The organism is Longimicrobiaceae bacterium (assembly GCA_036375715.1).
Lineage (GTDB): Bacteria > Gemmatimonadota > Gemmatimonadetes > Longimicrobiales > Longimicrobiaceae > DASVBS01.
The window spans coordinates 123,386-143,542 of record DASVBS010000065.1; the positions used below are offsets into that span (position 1 = coordinate 123,386).

Annotated in this window: 19 protein-coding genes; 8 read left to right on the forward strand and 11 right to left on the reverse strand. The window is 68.5% G+C overall.

Annotated elements, in window-relative coordinates:
* Positions 1 to 6 precede the first annotated feature (6 nt).
* Complete coding sequence (locus VF167_14025; GenBank protein HEX6926534.1) at positions 7 to 1,305, forward strand: pitrilysin family protein; 1,299 nt, start codon at positions 7 to 9, stop codon at positions 1,303 to 1,305.
* An 80-nt stretch (positions 1,306 to 1,385) separates the two neighbouring features.
* The gene (gene thiI / locus VF167_14030) at positions 1,386 to 2,870 is read left to right on the forward strand and encodes a tRNA uracil 4-sulfurtransferase ThiI (protein HEX6926535.1); all 1,485 of its coding nucleotides are present in this window, start codon (positions 1,386 to 1,388) and stop codon (positions 2,868 to 2,870) included.
* A 30-nt stretch (positions 2,871 to 2,900) separates the two neighbouring features.
* Here thiI and VF167_14035 read toward each other — a convergent pair whose 3' ends face one another.
* Positions 2,901 to 3,194 carry a hypothetical protein gene (locus VF167_14035; GenBank protein ID HEX6926536.1) on the reverse strand — a complete coding sequence of 98 codons (294 nt, stop codon included), beginning with the start codon at positions 3,192 to 3,194 and terminating at the stop codon, positions 2,901 to 2,903.
* Positions 3,195 to 3,377: 183 nt separating this feature from the next.
* On the opposite strand from VF167_14035, the gene VF167_14040 reads away from it, so the two are divergent.
* The gene (locus tag VF167_14040) at positions 3,378 to 4,388 is read left to right on the forward strand and encodes an L-threonylcarbamoyladenylate synthase (protein ID HEX6926537.1); all 1,011 of its coding nucleotides are present in this window, start codon (positions 3,378 to 3,380) and stop codon (positions 4,386 to 4,388) included.
* Between the two features lie 280 nt (positions 4,389 to 4,668).
* Positions 4,669 to 6,009, forward strand: a complete 1,341-nt coding sequence (locus VF167_14045) for a radical SAM protein (protein HEX6926538.1) — start codon at positions 4,669 to 4,671, stop codon at positions 6,007 to 6,009.
* A gap of 12 nt (positions 6,010 to 6,021) precedes the next feature.
* Here the strand turns inward: VF167_14045 and VF167_14050 are convergent, their stop codons facing one another.
* The 3 genes from VF167_14050 to VF167_14060 are packed head-to-tail and all read right to left on the reverse strand — an operon-like array spanning position 6,022 to position 8,989.
* Entirely contained in the window at positions 6,022 to 6,918 is an 897-nt protein-coding gene (locus VF167_14050) for a 3-hydroxybutyryl-CoA dehydrogenase (GenBank protein HEX6926539.1), read from the reverse strand.
* Positions 6,919 to 6,927: 9 nt separating this feature from the next.
* Positions 6,928 to 7,755, reverse strand: a complete 828-nt coding sequence (locus VF167_14055) for a hypothetical protein (GenBank protein HEX6926540.1) — start codon at positions 7,753 to 7,755, stop codon at positions 6,928 to 6,930.
* Between the two features lie 28 nt (positions 7,756 to 7,783).
* Positions 7,784 to 8,989: an acetyl-CoA C-acetyltransferase gene (locus VF167_14060; protein HEX6926541.1), complete on the reverse strand. Its 1,206-nt coding sequence runs from the start codon at positions 8,987 to 8,989 to the stop codon at positions 7,784 to 7,786.
* Between the two features lie 334 nt (positions 8,990 to 9,323).
* Here VF167_14060 and VF167_14065 point away from each other — a divergent pair, with 334 nt between their 5' ends.
* On the forward strand, positions 9,324 to 10,421 hold the full coding sequence (locus VF167_14065) for a quinone-dependent dihydroorotate dehydrogenase (GenBank protein HEX6926542.1): 1,098 nt from the start codon (positions 9,324 to 9,326) through the stop codon (positions 10,419 to 10,421).
* On the opposite strand, the gene VF167_14070 is transcribed toward VF167_14065, so the two are convergent.
* The 4 genes from VF167_14070 to hisZ are packed head-to-tail and all read right to left on the reverse strand — an operon-like array spanning position 10,418 to position 13,788.
* Positions 10,418 to 10,828 (reverse strand): hypothetical protein, encoded by a 411-nt coding sequence (locus tag VF167_14070; GenBank protein HEX6926543.1) that lies wholly within the window; start codon positions 10,826 to 10,828, stop codon positions 10,418 to 10,420. The genes VF167_14065 and VF167_14070 overlap by 4 nt on opposite strands.
* Positions 10,825 to 12,171: a histidinol dehydrogenase gene (hisD, locus tag VF167_14075; GenBank protein ID HEX6926544.1), complete on the reverse strand. Its 1,347-nt coding sequence runs from the start codon at positions 12,169 to 12,171 to the stop codon at positions 10,825 to 10,827. The genes VF167_14070 and hisD overlap by 4 nt, the downstream gene beginning before the upstream one ends.
* Positions 12,155 to 12,808: an ATP phosphoribosyltransferase gene (gene hisG, locus VF167_14080; GenBank protein ID HEX6926545.1), complete on the reverse strand. Its 654-nt coding sequence runs from the start codon at positions 12,806 to 12,808 to the stop codon at positions 12,155 to 12,157. The genes hisD and hisG overlap by 17 nt, the downstream gene beginning before the upstream one ends.
* Positions 12,805 to 13,788, reverse strand: a complete 984-nt coding sequence (gene hisZ, locus VF167_14085; protein ID HEX6926546.1) for an ATP phosphoribosyltransferase regulatory subunit — start codon at positions 13,786 to 13,788, stop codon at positions 12,805 to 12,807. Before hisZ ends, hisG begins: the two co-directional genes overlap by 4 nt.
* A gap of 90 nt (positions 13,789 to 13,878) precedes the next feature.
* On the opposite strand from hisZ, the gene VF167_14090 reads away from it, so the two are divergent.
* Positions 13,879 to 14,070: a hypothetical protein gene (locus VF167_14090; GenBank protein ID HEX6926547.1), complete on the forward strand. Its 192-nt coding sequence runs from the start codon at positions 13,879 to 13,881 to the stop codon at positions 14,068 to 14,070.
* A 71-nt stretch (positions 14,071 to 14,141) separates the two neighbouring features.
* Here the strand turns inward: VF167_14090 and otsB are convergent, their stop codons facing one another.
* Positions 14,142 to 14,975 carry a trehalose-phosphatase gene (gene otsB / locus VF167_14095; protein ID HEX6926548.1) on the reverse strand — a complete coding sequence of 278 codons (834 nt, stop codon included), beginning with the start codon at positions 14,973 to 14,975 and terminating at the stop codon, positions 14,142 to 14,144.
* Positions 14,976 to 15,379: 404 nt separating this feature from the next.
* Between otsB and hisIE the strand changes: the two genes are divergently transcribed.
* Entirely contained in the window at positions 15,380 to 16,054 is a 675-nt protein-coding gene (gene hisIE / locus VF167_14100; GenBank protein HEX6926549.1) for a bifunctional phosphoribosyl-AMP cyclohydrolase/phosphoribosyl-ATP diphosphatase HisIE, read from the forward strand.
* Between the two features lie 4 nt (positions 16,055 to 16,058).
* Positions 16,059 to 17,060, forward strand: coding sequence for a DUF4837 family protein (locus tag VF167_14105; GenBank protein ID HEX6926550.1), 1,002 nt, complete (start codon positions 16,059 to 16,061; stop codon positions 17,058 to 17,060).
* A 160-nt stretch (positions 17,061 to 17,220) separates the two neighbouring features.
* Here VF167_14105 and VF167_14110 read toward each other — a convergent pair whose 3' ends face one another.
* Together VF167_14110 and VF167_14115 are read right to left on the reverse strand one after the other, a co-directional pair.
* Positions 17,221 to 17,691: a hypothetical protein gene (locus tag VF167_14110; protein ID HEX6926551.1), complete on the reverse strand. Its 471-nt coding sequence runs from the start codon at positions 17,689 to 17,691 to the stop codon at positions 17,221 to 17,223.
* A 49-nt stretch (positions 17,692 to 17,740) separates the two neighbouring features.
* Entirely contained in the window at positions 17,741 to 20,134 is a 2,394-nt protein-coding gene (locus tag VF167_14115) for a hypothetical protein (protein ID HEX6926552.1), read from the reverse strand.
* Between the last annotated feature and the right edge of the window lie 23 nt (positions 20,135 to 20,157).

A 20,157-nucleotide genomic window follows, 5' to 3' on the forward strand; every position in this document is an offset into this window, starting at 1 on the left:
GCTCCAATGCGTAGGGCGGTGCTCCCGCGGCCTGTCCCGGGCCGGCCCCCGCGACCGCGTCCGCCCGCGGCAGAGCGCCAGACGCTCGACAACGGCCTGCGCGTGGTGACCGTGACCCGCGCAACGGTTCCGCAGATCGCCATCCGGCTCGTGCTGCCGGCCGGGTCGGCGGCTGACCCGCAGGGGCACGAGGGGCTGGCCTCTCTGACCGGTGGGCTGCTGCTGGAAGGCACGGAGGCCCTCTCTGCCTACGAGCTCCACCGCCGCCTGGATTGGCTGGGCGCGTCCCTGACCGTGCAGGTCGGGCACGACTTCGCCGAGGTGGACCTGCTGCTGCTCAAAGAAACGCTTCCCGAGGGGATCGATCTCCTGGCCGACATCCTGGTGCACGCGGCCTTCCCGGAAAGGGAGCTGTCGCGGCTACGGGGCGAAACGGTCGAGCTGCTGGAGGCCCGGCGGGACGAACCGGCCAACGTAGCGGACGACGCGCTGGCCGAAGCCCTCTTCGGGGGCGCACATCCCTATGGCCTGCTGCCCCAGGGAACGATCGAATCGGTGAGCGGTCTCGAGCGCGACCTGGTGGTCGACTTCCATCGGCGCCATTACCGACCCCAGGGTGCAGTGCTTATCGCCGCGGGGGACCTCGAGTCGGCAGACTTCGTCCGGCTGCTCGACGTCCGGCTGGGGGGCTGGAACGGGGGCACGGCCCACCCGGAGTACCCGGCGGCCCCGGAGCGCCCGGCTTCTGGCGAGAGCCGGATCTCCATTCCCTGGGAGGACGCCACCCAGTCAGAGATCCGGGTCGGCGGGATCGGGCTGCCCCGCAACTCGAGCGACTGGGTGACGGCCGCGCTGGGCAACTATCTGCTCGGCGGCAGCACCATCACCGGACGCCTCGGCGCCAACCTGCGGGAGGACAAGGGCTGGACGTACGGGGTTCGCTCGGGATTCTCCGCTTCCGTGCAACCGGGAGCCTGGGTCATCGAAACCGCCGTGGACGACGACGTCACTGACGCGGCCATCGACGAGATCGCCGCCGAGTTGACCCGATTCCTCGAGGAGCCGGTGCCGGAGGAGGAGCTCCGCCGCGGTAAGGACGCCCTGATTCTCTCCCTTCCACGTGCCTTCGAAACGCCCGGTCGCATCGTCGCGCGCCTCGCCACCGTAGAGGCCTTCGGGCTTCCCGAAGACTACTGGTCCACCTTCCCTGAGCGCGTGGAGGCGGTCACGCCGGAAGAGCTGAGGCGCGTCGCGCGCACGCTCTTCGACCCTGCACGGCTGGTGACTGTGTCGGTGGGAGGCTGAACCGATCGGTCGCAGGGTGGTAGGAATGGGCAGCCCGACTCGGGCGGCGATTCGACCTGAACTCTTTGTGGTACGCGCAGATGGCCTTCAGCGGAGCCCCGAACACCGAGCACCTGATCCTGGTCCGTCTCTCGGCGGAGCTGACGACCAAGGCGCGTGGAACCCGCCGCCGATTCACGCGCAAGCTCGTCGAGAACGTGCGCGATGCGCTGCGCGAATCAGGATCGCCGTTCCACGTCGAGTCGCAATGGACCCGTCTGTACGTGCGCTCCGAGGCGCCCGACGCCCTGCAACGGCTTCAGCGTGTGCCCGGTCTCTCCTCGATGTCGCGAGTGGAGGGGAGCTGCGCGGCGGATCTCGAGGAGATCGTGCGGGTGGGTCAGCAGATCTACGGCGAGCGGGTAAAGGGTCGAACCTACGCGGTTCGCGCCAAGCGCACCGGCACGCACCCGTTCTCCTCGCACGACGTGCAGCAGCAGCTCGGCGCCGCGCTGAATCCCGGCGCCAAGGTGAACCTCGACAATCCGGAGATCGAGGTCGAGGTCGAGATCCGCGACCGGGTGGCACTGTTCTTCTCGCATCGCACGCCGGGGCTGGGTGGACTTCCCCTGGGCGTAGAAGGTAAAGCGGTTTGCCTGCTCAGTGGTGGGTTCGATTCGGCCGTGGCCGCATGGCTCATGCTGAAGCGCGGCGTGGAGCAGGACTACGTTTTCTGCAATCTGGCGGGTGAGTCGTACGAGCGGTCGGTCGTGCAGGTGGCCAAGGTGCTGGCGGACAACTGGAGCTACGGGACGCGTCCGCGGCTGCACGTGGTCGACTTCGGGCCCGTGCTCGACGCGCTCCGCGCCGGTTCCCAGCCCAAGTACTGGCAGGTCGTGCTGAAGCGGCTGATGTATCGGGCTGCCGACCACATCGCCCGGGAGGTCGGGGCGGGGGCGCTGGTCACCGGCGAGGCCCTGGGTCAGGTCTCCTCGCAGACCCTGGCCAACCTGGCGGCGATCGACGGAGCCAGCCGGACGGTGGTCTTCCGCCCACTGCTGGGGTTCGACAAAGCGGAGATCGTGGATCGCGCCCGCCGCATCGGCACCTTCGAGATCTCGGCGCGGGTGAAGGAGTACTGTGCCATCGCTCCGGGCAATCCGGTCACCCACGCCAGCGCCGAGGCGGCCGCCAGCGAAGAAGCCACCGTCGACCCGACCCCCCTCGCGCGCGCCGTTTCCGAGCGGAAGGTGATCGACCTGCAGACGCTGAATACTGCGGACCTGGTGGATGCCTACCTCTACACCGACGAGCTTCCCGAGGACGCGGTGGTGATCGACGTGCGGGCTCCTGGAGAGGGGGACCCCTGGCAGTATCCGGGGGCGCTGCGGGGAAGCTCCTGGGATATCGCGCGGAAGATCCGCGAAATGGACCCGGAGCGGATCTACGTGCTCTACTGCGACGCAGGGCTTCAGGCGGTGCTGCTCGCGGAGCAGATGCAGCGGGCGGGACTCGACGCTTTCGCTTTCCGGGGCGGCACACGCGCGCTGAAGGCTCTCACCGGTGCGGGGGCGAACTCCGCCTGATCCGTGGCGAGAGCGGCCTTCGCTGCCAGCTCAGACGGTGCGCCACGGCGCTTCGTCCACGTCGTCACGGTCGTCGGGAACAACCTCGAAGCGCGGTAGCGGGCGTCGGAGAACCGTCGTGCGAGTCACCCCTTCCCAGCCGCAGGTCAGGCACCAGCGAAACGTCGCGAACTTGCGGAACGGGGCAAAGAACGGAGAACGCACAGGCACCGTTTCCGAAGCGCAACGGGGGCAATCTCGGCCTGCGGGCAGGAAGAGGTAGAGCAGGATGAAGGGCGAGAGCAGCATGGCCGCCCACAGCACTGTAACGAACACCCAGAGCATAAGCACCTCCTGGCCCCGGCCAGATCAAGCTAATATGTTGTCCGACATGCATTTGCGGAGTTTCACACCACCGCCCGAAGCCACGCATATCGCGAGCCACGCTGGCGCTGCGGTGGGACCGGTTCCATCTGCTTGCGGAGCAAATTCCAGACCCCCTGGCGCGGCGCCGCGATCAGGGCAGCGATGATCATCGAGACGGTCGATTCGGCGCGTCCGTACGGCCCCGCGATCGAGCGCGCCGCCGAGATCCTGCGTGCTGGCGGGGTGGTCGCATTCCCTACGGAAACGGTGTACGGGCTGGGGGCGAACGCGCTCGATGAAGCGGCGGTCGAAAAGATCTTCGAGGTCAAGGGCCGGCCGTCGTACAACCCGCTGATCGTGCACGTGGGTTCGACGGAGCTGGCCCGCGAGCTGGTGACCGAGTGGCCCGATGCAGCGGGATATCTGGCGTCCCGCTTCTGGCCGGGTCCGCTGACCCTGGTGCTGCCCAAGCGACCGGACGTGCCGGACCGTGTGACAGCGGGGCTGCCGACCGTGGCGGTGCGCGTGCCACACCATCCGGTCGCGCTCGCGCTGCTGCGGAGCTCGGGGCTTCCCGTCGCCGCGCCGAGCGCCAACCCCTTCACCCGGATCTCGCCCACCACGGCCGAGCACGTCCGGCTCGGTCTGGGCGAGCGCGTCGACATGATCCTGGACGCCGGGCCGACGCCCGTGGGGATCGAATCGACAGTCCTCGACCTCACCGGTGAGGTTCCCCGACTGCTGCGGCCGGGTACGATTTCCCGCGAGGCGCTGGAGGCGATCGTCGGGCCGATCGAGGTCCCTGGTGATGCTTCGACAGAGGCGGGAGATGCCCCGCGATCGTCGCCCGGGATGGTGGGGCAGCACTACGCACCAAAAGGGGAGCTGCGGCTCTTCGAGCCGGAGGCGCGCGCAAGGATGGTGGACGTGGCGCGTGATTCCGTGGCGCGCGGGCGTCGCGTAGGTGCCCTGCTACTCCGCCCGTTGGACGTCGAGGTGCACAAGCGGATCAAAATGCCTGCCGAGCCCTCCGCTTATGCGGCGCGGCTGTACTCCGCGTTGCACGAGCTCGACGCGCAGGGGTGCGACGTCATCCTCGCCGACGCCGTGCCGCACGACGGCGAGTGGGCCGGCGTGCGCGACCGGCTGACACGCGCCGCGCGAACTGGATGAGGGAGCGGAAGCCGCAAAGGGAGGCAGGAGCCAAGAGCCAGGAGCCAGGAGCCAGAAGGAGCGGAAGCATGCGTCCCGAAACCTGGAGAAATCCAACCGCTCCAGAACTCAGAACCCCCCGAAGCTCGGCGCCCGTCCCGCGCGCTTCTGGCTTCTGGCTCCTGGCTTCCTGAGCTCCACCCCCTCCTGGCTTCTAGCTTCTAGCTTCTCACTTCTAGCTTCCAAGCCCCTCCCGCCCATACATTGGCCGCACCTTGCAACCCGTAGTGAGCTGAATCCGATGAGCGGCCGTCTTGAGCTTCTGGAGTCCCTGATTACCCGCTTCCCCCACGTTCCGCGGGAGGCGGTGCTGAAGGAAGACCTGCTGCGTACCGGCATCGCCTTCGACGCCTCGGCCCTCACGGAGAACGAGAGCGGAGAGGTGAAGCCGAAGTCGTACTTCATCTTCTCCTTCGACCATAAGACCCTGCCGCAGCTTGGGGAGGCAGCGGTGCGGCGCCCGCCCGAGGAGGTCGCGCTCACCGGCGGGCCTTTCGAGCTGCGTCGCACGATCGTCTCCGTGCGCACCAATCCCGACTCCCCCTATCGCATCTCGCGCGGGCAGGATGGCGCGCTCGGGCTCGCCGTGGAGGGCGTGCCACTGGCCGACGTCACGTTGCCGCCAATGCCGGAGTACTACCGTCACCGGCTGTCGAACGGGAAGTCGGTGATGGAGATCGCCCCCACCATCCAGTGGGGATACCTGATCTATCTCACCGTTCTTCGCCTCTGCCAGTACTTCGGGGCGAAGGAGGAGTGCCAGTTCTGTGACATCAACCACAACTGGCGGCAGCACAAGCAGGCGGGGCGGCCGTACACGGGGGTGAAGCCGGTCGAGGAGGTCATCGAGGCGCTAGAGATCATCGACCGGTACGACACGGCCGGCGCGGCGCGCGCCTACACGCTCACCGGTGGTAGCATCACCTCCACCGTGGAGGGGCTGCGCGAGGCCGAATTCTATGGGCGTTACGCGCGGGCGATCGAGGAGCGCTTCCCCGGCCGCTGGATCGGCAAGGTGGTGGCGCAGGCGCTCCCCAAGGAGGAGGCCCGCATCTTCAAGGAGCACGGGATCCGGATCTACCACCCCAACTACGAGGTGTGGGACGAGGAGATCTTCAAGCGTGTGTCGCCGGGCAAGGAGCGCTACGTGGGGCGGTCGGAGTGGCATCGCCGCATCCTCGACGCACGCGACATCTTCGGGGCCCGCTACGTGATCCCCAACTTCGTGGCCGGCGTGGAGATGGCGCGTCCGTATGGCTTCACCTCGGTGGACGAGGCGATCCGATCAACAGCCGAGGGGCTCGATTATTTCATGTCTCGCGGGGTGACGCCGCGTTTCACCACCTGGTGCCCGGAGCCCACCACGCCCCTGGGGAAGGCCAATCCGGAAGGAGCCCCGCTGGAGTACCACATCCGGCTGCTCGAGGTGTACCGCGAGACGATGGAGAAGTACGGCCACCGCCCACCGCCGGGCTATGGCCCCCCCGGCCCCGGCGTCGCCGTGTTCTCGGTCAGCTCGTTTATGGATTCGTTGGCTGGGGACGAGGTGGGAGTTGAGGGAGTTGGGAGTTCGAACTCCTAACTCCTGCCTCCCTCAACTTCCCGGCCCAATTCCCCCCACCGGCTCCACCGGCTCCTTCGTATAGTCATAGAACCCCCTTCCCGCCTTCTTCCCCACATACCCCAGCGCGACCATCCGCTTGAGCAACGGGGGCGAGGCGTAGCGCTTCTCACGGTACTCGCGGAACATGATCTCACCGATGCGGTCGAGGGTGTCCAGGCCGACGAAGTCGCATAGGGCCAGCGGTCCCATGGGGTGGCCGGCACCGAGACGCATGGCGCGGTCGATGTCCTCGATGGACGCCACGCCCTGCTCGACCGCGCGAATGGCGTCCATCATGAAGGGGACGAGCAGGAGGTTGACCACGAAACCGGAGCGATCTTTACATTCGATCGTCTCCTTGCCCAGCGAGCGCGCGAAAGCGACGGCAGTCTCGAAGACGGATGGATCGGTGGCGATGGTGCGCACGACCTCGACCAGCGGCATCATCGCCACCGGATTGAAGAAGTGCAGCCCCACCAAGCGATCCGGCCGGCGCAGGGAGGCCGCCATCTCGGAGATGGGGAGGGAGGAGGTGTTGGAGGCAAAGATCGCGTCTTCCGCACAGATCCCCTCCAGCTCACGCCAGAGCGAATTCTTCACCTCGAGATCCTCGACCACCGCCTCGATCACGAGGTCGCACCCCGCAAGGTCCGTCAGCTCGATGGTCGCCGTGATGCGCTCCAGCGCGCGATCGCGCTCGGCCGCGGACATGCGGTCTTTCTCCACAGCCCGTTGGAGCCCTCGCGCAATGGCATCCATTCCGCGCGAGATCAGCTCCTCGCTCACTTCGCGAACCACGGTCTCGTAGCCGGCCGTCGCGCACGCCTGCGCGATACCACTTCCCATCAGCCCGCAACCGAGCACGCCTACCCGACGGATCTCGGTCATATCGCCTCCTCAGGGACGTTCCAGGACCAGGGGTTCCCCGCGTTCGAGGCTGTCGAGGATTGATTCGAGGTGAGTCTGCGCCTGGACAGCCTGTTTCACCTGCGCCAGGCGGGTGCCCCACATCGCCCCTGGGAGGAGCGGCACGCCCAGCAGGGCCGCGGCCGGATCGATCGCCACGCCCAACACCGCCGCCGTGGCGAGACCGAAGCTGCCCCCGAGGGACACTCCGGTGATGGCCAGTCCCGTTCGCAGATTGCTGAGATCGGCGCCGATCGTCACGTAGCTGTAGCCTTCTTCCAGCGGCTGGACGACCACCTCGACCTTCTCCGCCCGCCGCAGCTTGAACCCCGCCCCGACCATCGGCTGCTGCTTACGGTTTACCAGGGTGTCGCGGGTGATCTGGAGAATGCGGTGAAGCTCCATCCCGCGGGCGCGCGCATAGACCGTACGGTCCGGAAAGCGTCGGATCGGGGCGAGCCATTCCCGGTTGACGAGGTAGCGCTCGAGGTGGCGCTGCACCTCCGGGGCGCTCCCGGGCACGGTGCGGGAAGCCTGAACCCAGCCCGGGCCGAAGATCCTCACCGCCAGCCCGGGGGCCGTCTCCTCGCCACCAATCGCCTCCGCGAGCGCACGGCGAAGGTGCTGGGGGGCGATGCCGATCTCCCTGCCGATCCGGATCGCCTCCGACTCGGTGAGCTCGGTGGATCCCCCTTCCTCGGCGGCGCGGGCCTGCAGCTCCGCCGCGCGCCGAATCACCATCTCGAATTGCTCCTGGGTCAGCCGTCGCTCGGCGGGCAGATTGGTGGCACCAGGACGATCCGGAACCCCGTTGGCCATTCGCTTCCCTTGCGTGCGTCCGAGAGGGTCAGAAAGCCTCCACGATCACTGCGATTCCCTGCCCGCCACCAATGCACGCGCTCCCCAGCCCCAGCCGCAGGCCGCGCCGCTTCAGCTCGTGAAGCAGGTGCACGGTGATGCGCGCCCCCGAGGCGCCCAGCGGGTGGGTGATGGCGATTGCCCCTCCGGAGACGTTCGTGCGCTCACGGTCGAGGCCTAGCTCCTTCTCCACTGCGCAGTATTGCGAGGCGAAGGCCTCGTTGATCTCCACCAGATCGATCTGATCGAGCGTGAGCCCCGCGTGGTCGAGGGCGAGCCGCGAGGCAGGCGCCGGCCCGATCCCCATGTAGGCAGGTTCGACGCCCGCCACGCCCCAGGCCACCAGCCGTCCGAGCGGGCGCAGATCGCGCTTGCTCGCCCACTCCCCGGAAGCGATCACCATCGCCGCCGCGCCATCGCCGATTCCCGAAGCGTTCCCTGCGGTGACGGTCCCGCCCTCCTTGAAGTACGGCTTGAGCCCCGCCAGGATTTCGGGTGTGGTCTCCGGCCGGATGTGCTCGTCGCGGGTGAACTCGCGCTCGTTCTTCCCGCGACCGACCCGGATGGGGACGATCTGCGAGGCGAAGTGGCCCGCCTCCCAGGCTGCGTGCGCGAGCCGCTGCGACCGTGCGGCGTATTCGTCCACCTCCTCGCGGGTCAGCTGATACCGCTCGGCCAGGTTCTCCGCGGTCATTGCCATCGAGCAGCCCGCCACCGGATCGGTGAGGGCCTCCCAGAGGAGATCCTGGTAGAACTGACCCGCCGATCCCAGGCGCTGCTCCCCCCAGCGGGCGCCGCGTACCACGTGCGGCGCCTGGCTCATCGATTCCGTCCCGCCGCAGACCACCACGTCACACTCGCCCAGCAGGATCTCCATGGCGCCGCTCACCACCGCCTGGAATCCCGATCCGCACAGGCGGTTCACGGTGAGGGCGGGTACCGCTTCCGGAAGGCCCGCCTTCAACCCGATGTGCCGGGCCAGGTACAGCGCATCGGCTGAAGTCTGCAGAGCGTTTCCGAAGATCACGTGGCCGACCTCGGCCGCCGCCACGCCCGAGGCATCCAGCGCCGCCCGCGCGACGTGTGCGCCCAGATCGGTGGCGCTGAAGTCCTTGAGCGAGCCGCCAAAAGTACCGAAAGGTGTCCTCTTGGCGGAAAGGAAGACGACGTCGGCTTCGTGCCGCTGGGTTCCCATGGTTGCCTACTCCTGGGTCGCGGATGCGTGACTCGCCCACCGGCTGCGGCCGCGCTGGGGGATCGAGGGCCGATGCCCGTGTTACTGGATTTCGGCCCGGAGGTGCGCCCGGGTGGGCGCCTTGTCGGCTCCTTGTGGGGAGCCGCAACGGCTGCCCTGCAGTCTGGCCTTCCAGAAAGCGAGCCAATGCTGCAGGCGCGCGCGTGAATATGCCCGCCGCGCCGACGCAGCGTCAAGCCAGGCCAAGACTTGCAAGCATCACGGGGTTGGTCTAGCTTGCCGCGCCGTGATCACTCGCGAGGCCCGTGCCGAGTGCCCCCGTAGCCCTGATACCGTGTCGCTGATTTACCGTCTGGCGCGTGCTCCGCTCTTCCGCATGCCGCCGGAGACCGCCCACGAAGTGGTCACCGGATGGCTCGAGACCGCCTTCGCCACCCGCGCGGCACGCACTGCGGCACGAGCCTTCTTCGAGGTCCGCGATCCGACCCTCCACGTGCAGCGGTGGGGGATCGACTTTCCCAATCCCGTCGGGCTGGCCGCCGGCTTCGACAAGGCTGGCTCGGCCTTCAACGCCCTCGGGGCGCTGGGTTTCGGATTCATAGAGATCGGCACGGTCACGGCTGAAGCACAGCCGGGCAACCCGCGGCCCCGGCTCTTCCGCTTGCCGGAGGACGAAGCTCTCCTGAACCGGATGGGATTCAACAATCCGGGTGCCGCCGCGGTGGCGCACCACCTCCAGCGCACGCCCATTGAGCCGATCCTCGGGATCAACCTGGGAAAGAGCAAGGTCACGCCGCTGGAGAAGGCCGCGGAGGACTACCTTCGTAGCCTCGATCTGCTGCTTCCCTTTGCTCGCTACCTCGTCGTCAACGTCAGCTCGCCCAACACCCCCGGCCTCCGCTCGCTTCAGGAGACCGAGCCGCTACGGGCGCTGCTGCGGGCGGTGGTGGAGAGAGCCCGGGCGCGAGCCGCGGGAGGCTCGCCTCCACCGGTGCTGGTGAAGCTCTCCCCGGACCTGACCGATACGCAGGCGGAAGAGGCGGTGGACATCGCGGCCGCGGAGCGCGTTTCCGGTGTGATCGCGGTGAACACCACCGTCGAACGGACGGGGCTACGGACACCCGCTAACGAAGTCGAGCGTCTGGGGCTGGGGGGCATCAGCGGGAGACCCCTGCGTCGGCGCGCCCTGGAGCTGGTCGCTCGGATTTACAAGCATACCGGTGGTCGCATCCCGATCATCGGGGTGGGAGGCATCTTCACCGCGGGGGATGCATGGGAGCGCCTGCGTGCAGGCGCCAGCCTGCTGCAGGTCTACACCGGCTTCATCTACCAGGGCCCCACCATCGCCCGCGACATCAACCGCGGGCTCCTCGCGCGGATGCGACGTGAGGGGGTCCGCTCGATCGAGGAGGTCGTGGGGAGCGGAGGCTAATTTGCCCCCGCCTCGCTATTCTCGACGATGTGTAGCGGGGTAAGCGGGTAGGTCTGATCGTCGAGGTGCAGCTCGAACAGGTACGTGCCCGCGCTCGGGAAGACGACGTTCTCCACGGGGAGAACCAGACGCGTCTGCGGCGGCGCCTCACCAGCCGGCGTGGGGTTGACGTCGGTGTGGCCGCTGACGGTAAGGCATGGGCTGCGGTCCGGATCCACGAGGTCGATGCGGAAGTGCCGGCGGCCCGTCTCGCCCTCGTTCCATTCGATCGCGAGCGCGAGGACCAGCGAATCCTGTTGCGCCGGAAATCCCGGTGCGTACAGCTGATGGAAGACCCCGCCGGCGTCGAGCCTGCCGTCCGCCCGGCTCGACGCCTCCTCACAGATCAATGCGTACAGAATCCTCACGATCGATCCTTGGTTGGTGTCCCCTCGCGGGGCGATGCCGCCAGACGCACCCGCACCGCCTCCGCGTGCCCATGCAGACCCTCGGCTTCCGCGAGGCGGATCACGTCCGCGGCGTCCTGCTGGAGACGCTCGGCCGAGTAGCCGATCAGGCTGGTGCGCTTCAGGAAATCGTAGACGCCGAGCGGCGATGCCCAGCGCGCTGTGCCCCCCGTCGGCAGAACATGGTTCGGCCCCGCGAAGTAGTCGCCCACGGGCTCGGGAGAATGGCTCCCCAGGAAGATCGCGCCCGCGTTGCGGATCTTCCCGGCGAGGGCGAGCGGCTCGCGAACGAGCAGCTCGAGGTGCTCGGGCGCCCGGAGATCCGCGGCCGCGGCCGCGGCCGCAAGGTCCGGGACGACCAGGATGAGGCCGTACGCGGCGAGGGCAGCCCGGGCGATCTCGGCCCGCGGATTCGCGATCAGCAGCCGATCTAGAGCGTCCGGCACCGCGGCGGCGAGGCCCTCGGAGGTGGTCACCAGCCAGGCGATCGCGTCGGGATCGTGCTCCGCCTGGCCGATCAGGTCGGCCGCTACGTGGACCGGGTCGGCGGTCTCGTCCGCGATCACCAGGATCTCGGAAGGGCCGGCCACCATGTCGATGTCCACCCGGCCGAAGACCTGGCGCTTCGCTTCCGCCACCCAGCGGTTCCCCGGACCGACGATCTTGTCGACGGGCGCAATGGTGTCCGTGCCATAGGCAAGCGCCGCGACGGCGTGTGCCCCGCCCACCCGGTAGAGCTCGGTCACCCCGGCCAGGTGAGCCGCGGCCAGCACGACCGGGTTGGCGCCGTCGGGGGTGGGGCTGACCATGACGATCTCGTCCACGCCCGCCACCCGTGCCGGGATCACGTTCATCAACACAGACGAGGGGTAGCTCGCTCGCCCGCCCGGCACGTAGACGCCCACGCGGCGCAGCGGCAGCACCCGCTGACCGAGCACGCTTCCGTCGGGAAAGAAGTCGAGAAACCCGCGCTCCAGCTGCCGCTCGTGAAAGCGCCGGACGTTTCTGGCGGCACCCTCCAGGGCGGCGCGCACTGGATCCGGCAGCGCGTCGGCGGCGCGGGCGAGCTCCTCACGCGACACCCGGAGATCCGCTACCCGCTCCTCCGTCGCTCCGTCGAGCTCGCGGGCCAAGCGGATCAATGCGGCGTCGCCATCCTTGGCCACCGTCTGCAGAATTGCGGAGACCCGGCTGGACAGCTCCGGGTCGGAGGTGGAGGCGGCGCGCATCATCGCGCGCAGCTCCGTGAAAGGGGGCTGCGCGCGCTTGATTCGGATGCCCACTTCGCTACTTCCTTGCGCCACGCAGGACCTCCTCCAGCTCGCCAATCAGTCGTTGATGCTCTTCCAGCCGCAGCTTATGGCTCGCCCGGTTCACGATCAGCCGCGCCGAAGAAGCGAAGATCGTGTCGAGGACGACCAGCCCGTTCTCCTCCAGCGTACGACCGGTCTCCACGAGGTCGACGATCCAGTGCGAGAGCCCCAGCAAAGGGGCCAGCTCTACCGAACCGGTAATCCGCACCAGCTCCACCTGAACCCCTGCCTCGGCGAAGAACTGCCGGGCCGTGGCGATATACTTGGTGGCCACCCGCGGGGTAACGGCGCCGGGCAGGCGCGGATAGGGCGTGCCGCGCGGCGCGGCCACCGCCATTCGGCAGGCTCCCAGCCCCAGATCGAGCGGCTGCAGCACGTCCGGACGCTGCTCCCTGAGCACGTCCAGCCCCACCACGCCGAGATCGGCCACGCCGGCCTCCACGTAGGTGGGGACGTCGCGGTTCTTGACCGGGAGAAACTCGAACCGGCCGTTTTCGCAAGGGAGGATGAGGCGGCGGCTGCCTAGCGCTTCCTCGGGGACCTCACAGCCGAGCTGTGCCCAGAGCTTCAGCACCTGAGGCATCAACCGGCCTTTGGGTAGCGCCACCCGCAGAGGGACCGCGCTCATGTGCCCTCACCTCCCAGTAGCTCGGCCAGCGCGTCGGTCTCCAGCGAAAACCCGACCGCCGGGCGATCCGCGCCGTAGAGGGCGAGGAGCCCGTCGTAGCGGCCGCCGAATCCGATGGCGCGACCGACCCCCGCCACGAACACCTCGAACTGGATCCCCGTGTAGTAGCCGAGCCCGCGAATCTCCCCCAGATCGTAGACGACGTGCGCGCGCTCCGCCTCCGTCAGGCTTTCGTCAATCCTCGCCAGGCGCTCGATCGCCTGCCGGCCCTCCTCGCCCGGGGCAAGCGAGCGTGCGCGAAGCAGCATTTCCCCCCGCCCGATCAGCTGCGGGAGCTCGACCAGCGCCGCCGCCACCTCGGGACGAGGGTTGCGCTCGGCGACGACGGCCGCCAGCTCCGCCCGATCCTTGCGATCGATCGCCCCGCGCAGACTTTCCGACGCGTCGGCAGGAAGCCCGGCTAGCAGGGGCCGCACGAAGCCCATCTCCCCGAGGTTGATCTGGAAATCCCGTATCTGCAGGCGGTGCAGCAGATCGATCACCAGCCGCAGCACCTCCACGTCCGCGGAGACGTCCCCTGCCCCGATCAGCTCGGCCCCGAGCTGGAAGGTTTCGCGGTGGCGGCTTCCGCCCTCAGGTTCCTGGCGGTAGACCTTGCCAGCATAGCAGAGCCGGAGCGGAAGCGGGGCGGAGGCAAGGCGCGTCGCCGCCACCCGCGCGATGCTGGAGGTGAAGTCCGCCCGCAGCGCCACCAGGCGACCATCCTGGTCAACGAAGCGAACGAGGCGCGAAGCCAGATCGGGCCCCGCGCCGAGCGTGAACACTTCCTCGTACTCGAAGGTCGGAGGAATAACCTCCGCGTACCCACGCTCCTCGGCCAGCGCGAACCAGGCGGCCTGCACTCGGCGGCGCCGACGAACGTCCTCGGCCAGCAGGTCTTGCGACCCCGGCGGTACGCTGGAAATCGGAAAGCTCGACATCCGCTCAACATAGCCCGGCTCGAGGGCGGAAATCAACGCCCCCACCGCCATTTCCGGGTATCGGCACAGCCATTGCGCAAAGGGTGATCGATGGCATCGATCACCGCCACCTGGAGAGAAATCGTGGACATCATCCTGCTGCTGGGAATCATCCTGCTGGTGCTCGCTCTGCTCGGCTTCTCGGGTACGATCGCGGCACTGGAGAGCGTTGCGGTAGTCCTGCTGATCGTCGCGGTGATCGTCATCGCATGGCGGATCATCACCGGGAGGAGACCCGTCTAATACCGGCGCAGGGATAAGGTGGGGCGGCCGGAGCATCGCGAGGTGCTCCGGCCGCTCCGTATTCACGCCGGCTAATCTCTGCCCAGCCGCCCCTCCGGCGCCACCTCCACGAGCTTCCTCAGCAGATCGGCCACCTCGTCCGGACCGCGCAGGTATGCGCTGGCGGCGGTATGGATCGGCTGTGGATCGGCGACAATCACCCCTTCGCCGTCGACGGATCGCTGCGCCCGCAGCACGCGAAAGGCGTCTTCGTCGGTCTGATCATCACCCAGATAGATCACCGGGGCACCGGCAGGGGGGCGCAGCTCGCCCAGGAGGAACTCGACGGCCTTTCCCTTGTGCCAGTCGACTCTGGGTCGCACCTCCAGGATCATCTTCCCTTCCGTTACCCGGAGCCCTTCGTGCCCACCGGCCACTGCGAATACTGCACGGCGCACCTCCTCCACCCGCTCAGGCGCGACGCGACGATAGTGGACGCTCAGCGTCAGCTCCTTGTCCTCGACCAGCACGCCGGGGATCCCCCCGATCTCCCTCTCCAGCTCTGCCGCAGCAGACTCGAGCCACGGCCGCGACGCCGCCGCCTCCTGGTGAATGCGGCTGAGTCCGGGGGCCTCGATCTCCATTCCGTGATTACCGGCATATGCGATATCCGGGATCCCCACGCGCCCGCGCGCATCGGCCATGGCCCGGCCGCTCACCACCGCCATCTCGAGGGAGGGGATCGCCCTGAGGTGCCGGAGCGCAGAGGCGGTAGCCTCGGGAAGCGCGGCATCTTCCGGATGGGAGACGATCGGGGCGAGCGTGCCGTCGAAATCGAGCAGGAGCACGAGCTTGCCTGCCTTCCACCAGGCGTCGCGCCAGTGCGCTAGTCGCTCGCTCGCGTGTGGCAGTGCGTTCGGTTCCATGCTACCGCAGTTGCTGGACGCCAGCCCTGATCTCTCAATCTGCTCCCTACGCAGGCCCACGAGTCGACAGCAAGGCGATCGGGCGGCTATGTCATTCGCGCTCATTCGCCTACCCGCCCGTGGGAGGGGGAACCTCCGACGCCGAAGTCCGGGCCGACCGCTTCGCGCACGGCGTCCGGAAGCGTGCCGCGACCAGGCACGACCGGCGCTGAGGGATAGCGACTCATCGCGTCGCCGGCAAGCGCTGCATCCCGAAGTGCCCGTGACAGACACTCCTGGTCGGGCGACTGGCACTCCCGGACTGGCAGTCTGCGCTGCCGGCCGGCACTGACACCCGCCCGTTGACCCCGACTCGGCGCGGCGGGTACATTCTCGCGGAGTAATCCCCCTTGCCGAACGAATCGATGTCCTGGCTCGACGAGCTCAAATACGACGCGGACGGACTGCTCCCGGTGGTGGCGCAGGAGGCGACCACCGGCGAGGTCCTGATGGTGGCCTACGCCAACCGGGAAGCGCTCGAGCGCACCGCCCAGAGCGGACGTGCGCACTACTGGAGCCGCTCCCGCCAGGAGCTCTGGCGAAAGGGGGACACCAGCGGCCACATCCAGGAGGTCCGTGAGGTCCGGGTAGACTGCGACGGCGACGCGGTGCTCTATCTCGTCGACCAGAAGGGCGCGGCGTGCCACACAGGGAAGCCCACCTGTTTCTACCGAGGCGTGGGTGAGGAGGGCTTGCTCGAGACTCCGCCACACGGGCACATCCTTTCACGCGTCCACCGCATCGTCGCACAGCGCGCAGCGGAGCGGCCGGAGGGATCATATACGACGTACCTTCTGGAGCAGGGCCTCGATAAAGTTCTCAAGAAGGTGGGGGAGGAGGCGACCGAGGTCGTCATTGCCGCCAAGAACGCCGACAACGCCGAGCTGCGCTCCGAGATGTCGGACCTCTTCTTCCACCTGCTGGTGCTCCTGCAGGTGCGGGGACTCCCCCTCGAGGAGGTCTGGAGCGAGCTGGAGACGCGATTCGGCGCTCCGCAGCGGATCCCTTCCCCGCGCGCGTCCGCACACCCGCACAGCTGATCCTATGCCCAGCACGGCGCGCGCGGTGGCTCTGCTGCTGACAGGCTCCGTGCTCGCGGGCTGCGACCTTCCCGCCGCCGTGGGCGATCACTCGCGCATCATGGTGGCGGTCGACGATGCGACCTGGCACGAGGTCGGCGCGTCGATCGTCGAGGCGCTGGAGCCCAGCCGATTCACCGTGCGCGAGGAGCGGATCTTCGACGTCGCTCACGTCGACCCGGCGACCAGCGAGGATTGGGCCGATTTCCGCAAGCTGCGGCAGGTCCTGGTGATCGGGGAGGCGGCCGATCCCTGGGTGGCGACCGCGCTGAAGAAGGTCGGCGACCGGGTTCCCCGGGGGCCGGAAATTCTGGTGGCGAGGAACGTCTGGGCGCGCCCTCAGACGGTCACCATCCTGCTGCTGCCGCCGGGCTCACAAGCCGCCGAAGCAGCGGCGGTGATGCCGGAAGTGGGCGCGCTCTACCTCCGGCAGCTGGAAGAGTACTCCCTCGCCCGCATGTTCGTGAGCGGCGAGCAGACCGAGCTCGCCGATTCGCTCGCCCGCATCGCCGGATTCTCCCTCCGGGTTCCCGCGGTCTACCGCGTGACTGAGCCCGAGGTCGGCGTCTTCGTCTTCCGCAACGATCAGCCCGACCCTTCCGACCTGATCCGACAGGTCACCGTGACTCGTCGGCCATGGGACGAGGTGGAGTCGACCCCGCGGGCGGTGATCGGTTGGCGCGCCGAACTGGCGGCGCGTACCACCACGCCGCCGCAGGTCACCGCCGACAGCGCTCTGGTGACACGAATTGGGATCGAGGTCGGCGGGAATCCCGCCCTGGAAGTGCAGACGACCTGGTCGAACCCGCCGGGTTCATGGCCGGCTGGAGGGCCGGTCATCACCCGGTTGGTGCGCTGCGGAGAGTACGCCTACCTCACCGATGGCTGGCTGTACGCTCCGGGACGTCCGAAGTACCAGTACATGATCCAGCTCGAGGCGCTTCTCGACAGCTTCCGCTGCGCGTGACGATGGTCAACCGCCGGGTCGTTCTGCAGGGACTCGGCTCTTGTGGCCGCCCGCACGACAAAGCGGAGGGTTCCGGACGGTAGCGGCTTGTGGCATGGTGTGAGGGCGCCCACAAGGAGGCGCCCTCACAGGCCGATACCGTGACCATCTTCCGGAAGGCTCAGTCGTTCCGGAACGATGCATCCAGGATCATCTCCTCGTCGCCCGGGTCCTGCCATCCTCCGCCCAGCGGCTCTCCCCACGTGACCACGCCATTCTCCACCCGGAAGGGCTGCATCATGAACAGGCGGGTCCCGTTGCGGTCACGCGCCTCCGCGATGAGAAGCGGACGGGTGGTACCGTCGGCCTCGGTCGAGAGAACGTCCAGGGCGAGCAGGAGGCAGGTGGGCGGCTTCTGAGCCGTGTACTTCGCGATCAGGCCCGAGAGAATCTCGGGCGAATTTCCTTCTCCACCCGGCGGAACTGGCACCCTAAGAGTCCGGAGCTCCGGGGCCGACTGACCCTGTTTCTGGTGCACCGTACGTAGCCGGGGTGGCAGGTCGGTCCCCTCCGCCGCGGCCTTCTCCAGATCTCTGCGTACCTCTTCCAGGAACGAGTGAGCCAGTTCCAGAACCCGCTGGGGCCGGATCATTCGTCGGGTATCGATGGATGGAGGATCCTGGCGAGCTCTCCGGTGCCGATCACGGGCGGGGAGCGGACGTGGCCGGCGGACGCGCCGCCGCGCCGAAGCGGCGGATCGCAAATGGGTTGCCACCGCACACCGTAGGCCGGGGGGCAAAGCCGAACACGTCCACGAGCTCCACCTCCTCCGGGGCGCGCAGGGTGTTGACGTGATAGACGATCTCCTCCAGCGCCGGAGCAAGCTCGGCGAGCGCGCTGTCGGCAGGCTCCGGTGCACCGTAGAGACGGTGCGTCATCCACGCGTCGGTCCGACTCGCCGATATCCCGGCTCCGCGGCCGACTTCACGAGCGGCTTCGAAGGCGGCGCCGCGCGCAGCCGCCTCCGCGGCAGCCTCGATCAGGCTCCGCTGCGCGGCGCTGAGACGCCGCAGGCCTTCCGCCGAGCTCATGCGACAGCTCGCGTTGTCGAGCAGGCTCAGCGCCCGGTCGCGGTGCTCCCGGATCACCGCAAACCGCTCCATCGCCGGAAGGTCCGACCCCGCTTCGGTGAGCGCCTTGGCCAGCTCGATGGGCGAGAGTCGCCGCTGCGGCCCATGTACTTCCAGCGCCCACTCCGCCGCGGCCGGCTCCACCGGGGTGATCCGCTGCAGGATCTCCAGCAGCGACCCCACCGCCCCGCCTCCGATGTCCGGTCCGCGCGTAGTCCCGTAGCCGGTCAGTGCCGGGTCCTGGAAGGAGGTCAGATATCCGCCAGCACGGCCTTCCCGCGCCAGCAGAGCCGCCACGAACCAATCGGTCCCGCGGGCGAAGACCTCTGCCGGTCGGGTATCGTGCGCTCGTCCGACGCTATCCGGTTGGGTAATGGAGGCGGCAAGGCTGCTCAGCGCGTACGCGAGCCTGTCGCCACGCCCGAGGCTCACCGCCATGTCGGTGGCGTAGCCGCGGTGCGAGTCGTAACGCTTGCGCGCGAGCTGCCAGTCCAGGTCGTGCGCGATCTCGTGCGCCAGCGTCCCGGCCCCCGTGCGAGGCGGCAGGTACAGGGTGCGCGTTGCCGGGTCGTGCAGGGCCAGAGCCCGCCGCCCTCCGGGGAGCTCGTCGAAGCGGATGGTGAGGCCGCGCACCGAGGTGGTCGGGAGCACCCGTTGCAGATCGACCAGCCCCTGCCCCAGGATACGTCGGTAATACGGACGCCAGCGATCCGGGACCTGCTCCCCGAATTCAACCCCGGCAAGTCCGAAGCGGGCGATGAGGTCCTTGGCCGCAGGGGCCGGATCTCCCGGAAACCACGGCTGTTCCTGGTTCCAGACCCGGAAGAAAACGGTCGCCTGCAACTGGATCAGCCGTAGGCGCAGCCCTTCCGCCGGGTGCCCCGCCTTCTCCAGGATCCACCCCGCCACGAAGCGCTCCTCATTGTACATCGTATCGATGAACGCAGCCCGCGCTTCCTGCTCAGCCTCCTCCCCGCCAGCGCCGGCCACGTACTCGTCCCGATTGATCATCAGGGCGACACTGATGGGCGCCTGCGGCGGGTAATCTCGACGGCTCGCCACCTCGAGGAGCCGCCCCGCCGCCTCCAGCGAGAGCACCGGTTCCGGGCCACCCTCCTCCGCGCCGACTAGCACCGCGGCGACGCCCGATCCGCCCAGGCGGTGGGCAATCGCGCGGATTCCCTGCGCCACGCGCGGACCCTGCGTGGCCACGGCCTCCTCCTCGGCCGCCGTGAGGACTGCCATCGCCGGCGTCTCCACGCTGAAGCGCCGCTCGGCCCGCCAGGAGGGGATGAGATCGAGCGGCGAGACGCGCTCCTGTCGCGCGGCCGCGATCAGCCGATTGGCGTCCTCCCGCGCCCGTCGTCGATCCGCCACCAGCGCCGCGACGTGCGAGACCACCGAGGGGAAGCTCGCCGTTACCGTGTTCTCCGCCCTGGCGAGTTCGAAACCGAGCCGCACCATGCGCTCGCCGCTCGCCGCGCTGGGCGCGATCCCGATGATGCGCTCGATCAGCGCGAGCTGGTGGGCACCAGTCGACACACGGGGATCCACCCCGTTGAGCCGAACCAGGTCGAGCACGCGGGGGTCGATCTCGTACGTGCGGCCCTCGCGGGCGCGGGCCAGCAGCGCGAAGGCGACCGCCTGTCGCTGCTCCAGATCGAGGAAGGGGTCGCGCAGCGCGAACTCGATCAAGCGGAAGGGGCTACCCAGACCGATCCGGGCACGCTCCAGGTAGCCGAGCACCACCACCTCGCTGTCGCTCAGCTCAGCAGCGGGCTTCGCGGCCAGGCGCTCCACGTACGCGCGCGCCGCGGGAAGGGAGATCTCGACGGCTTCGGTGGCGGCGTTCGGCCGGGCTGGCTGGCAGGCAAACGACAGCACCGCCACCGCCGCAAGGACGATGGTCCGAAGCGCGCAGCGGGCAGCGGTGCGGTGCCGTTGCATCTCGAAAGCCACCTTCATTGAAGTTGTCGGGATCTGTATCG

Excerpts from the sequence above, each read along its gene's own strand:
- VF167_14025 (HEX6926534.1), top strand. The coding sequence starts at position 7 with ATGCGTAGGGCGGTGCTCCCGCGGCCTGTCCCGGGCCGGCCCCCGCGA.
- thiI (HEX6926535.1), top strand. The coding sequence starts at position 1,386 with ATGGCCTTCAGCGGAGCCCCGAACACCGAGCACCTGATCCTGGTCCGT.
- VF167_14035 (HEX6926536.1), bottom strand. The coding sequence starts at position 3,194 with ATGCTCTGGGTGTTCGTTACAGTGCTGTGGGCGGCCATGCTGCTCTCG.
- VF167_14040 (HEX6926537.1), top strand. The coding sequence starts at position 3,378 with ATGATCATCGAGACGGTCGATTCGGCGCGTCCGTACGGCCCCGCGATC.
- VF167_14045 (HEX6926538.1), top strand. The coding sequence starts at position 4,669 with ATGAGCGGCCGTCTTGAGCTTCTGGAGTCCCTGATTACCCGCTTCCCC.
- VF167_14050 (HEX6926539.1), bottom strand. The coding sequence starts at position 6,918 with ATGACCGAGATCCGTCGGGTAGGCGTGCTCGGTTGCGGGCTGATGGGA.
- VF167_14055 (HEX6926540.1), bottom strand. The coding sequence starts at position 7,755 with ATGGCCAACGGGGTTCCGGATCGTCCTGGTGCCACCAATCTGCCCGCC.
- VF167_14060 (HEX6926541.1), bottom strand. The coding sequence starts at position 8,989 with ATGGGAACCCAGCGGCACGAAGCCGACGTCGTCTTCCTTTCCGCCAAG.
- hisG (HEX6926545.1), bottom strand. The coding sequence starts at position 12,808 with ATGAGCGCGGTCCCTCTGCGGGTGGCGCTACCCAAAGGCCGGTTGATG.
- hisZ (HEX6926546.1), bottom strand. The coding sequence starts at position 13,788 with ATGTCGAGCTTTCCGATTTCCAGCGTACCGCCGGGGTCGCAAGACCTG.
- VF167_14090 (HEX6926547.1), top strand. The coding sequence starts at position 13,879 with ATGGCATCGATCACCGCCACCTGGAGAGAAATCGTGGACATCATCCTG.
- otsB (HEX6926548.1), bottom strand. The coding sequence starts at position 14,975 with ATGGAACCGAACGCACTGCCACACGCGAGCGAGCGACTAGCGCACTGG.
- hisIE (HEX6926549.1), top strand. The coding sequence starts at position 15,380 with ATGTCCTGGCTCGACGAGCTCAAATACGACGCGGACGGACTGCTCCCG.
- VF167_14105 (HEX6926550.1), top strand. The coding sequence starts at position 16,059 with ATGCCCAGCACGGCGCGCGCGGTGGCTCTGCTGCTGACAGGCTCCGTG.
- VF167_14110 (HEX6926551.1), bottom strand. The coding sequence starts at position 17,691 with ATGATCCGGCCCCAGCGGGTTCTGGAACTGGCTCACTCGTTCCTGGAA.
- VF167_14115 (HEX6926552.1), bottom strand. The coding sequence starts at position 20,134 with ATGAAGGTGGCTTTCGAGATGCAACGGCACCGCACCGCTGCCCGCTGC.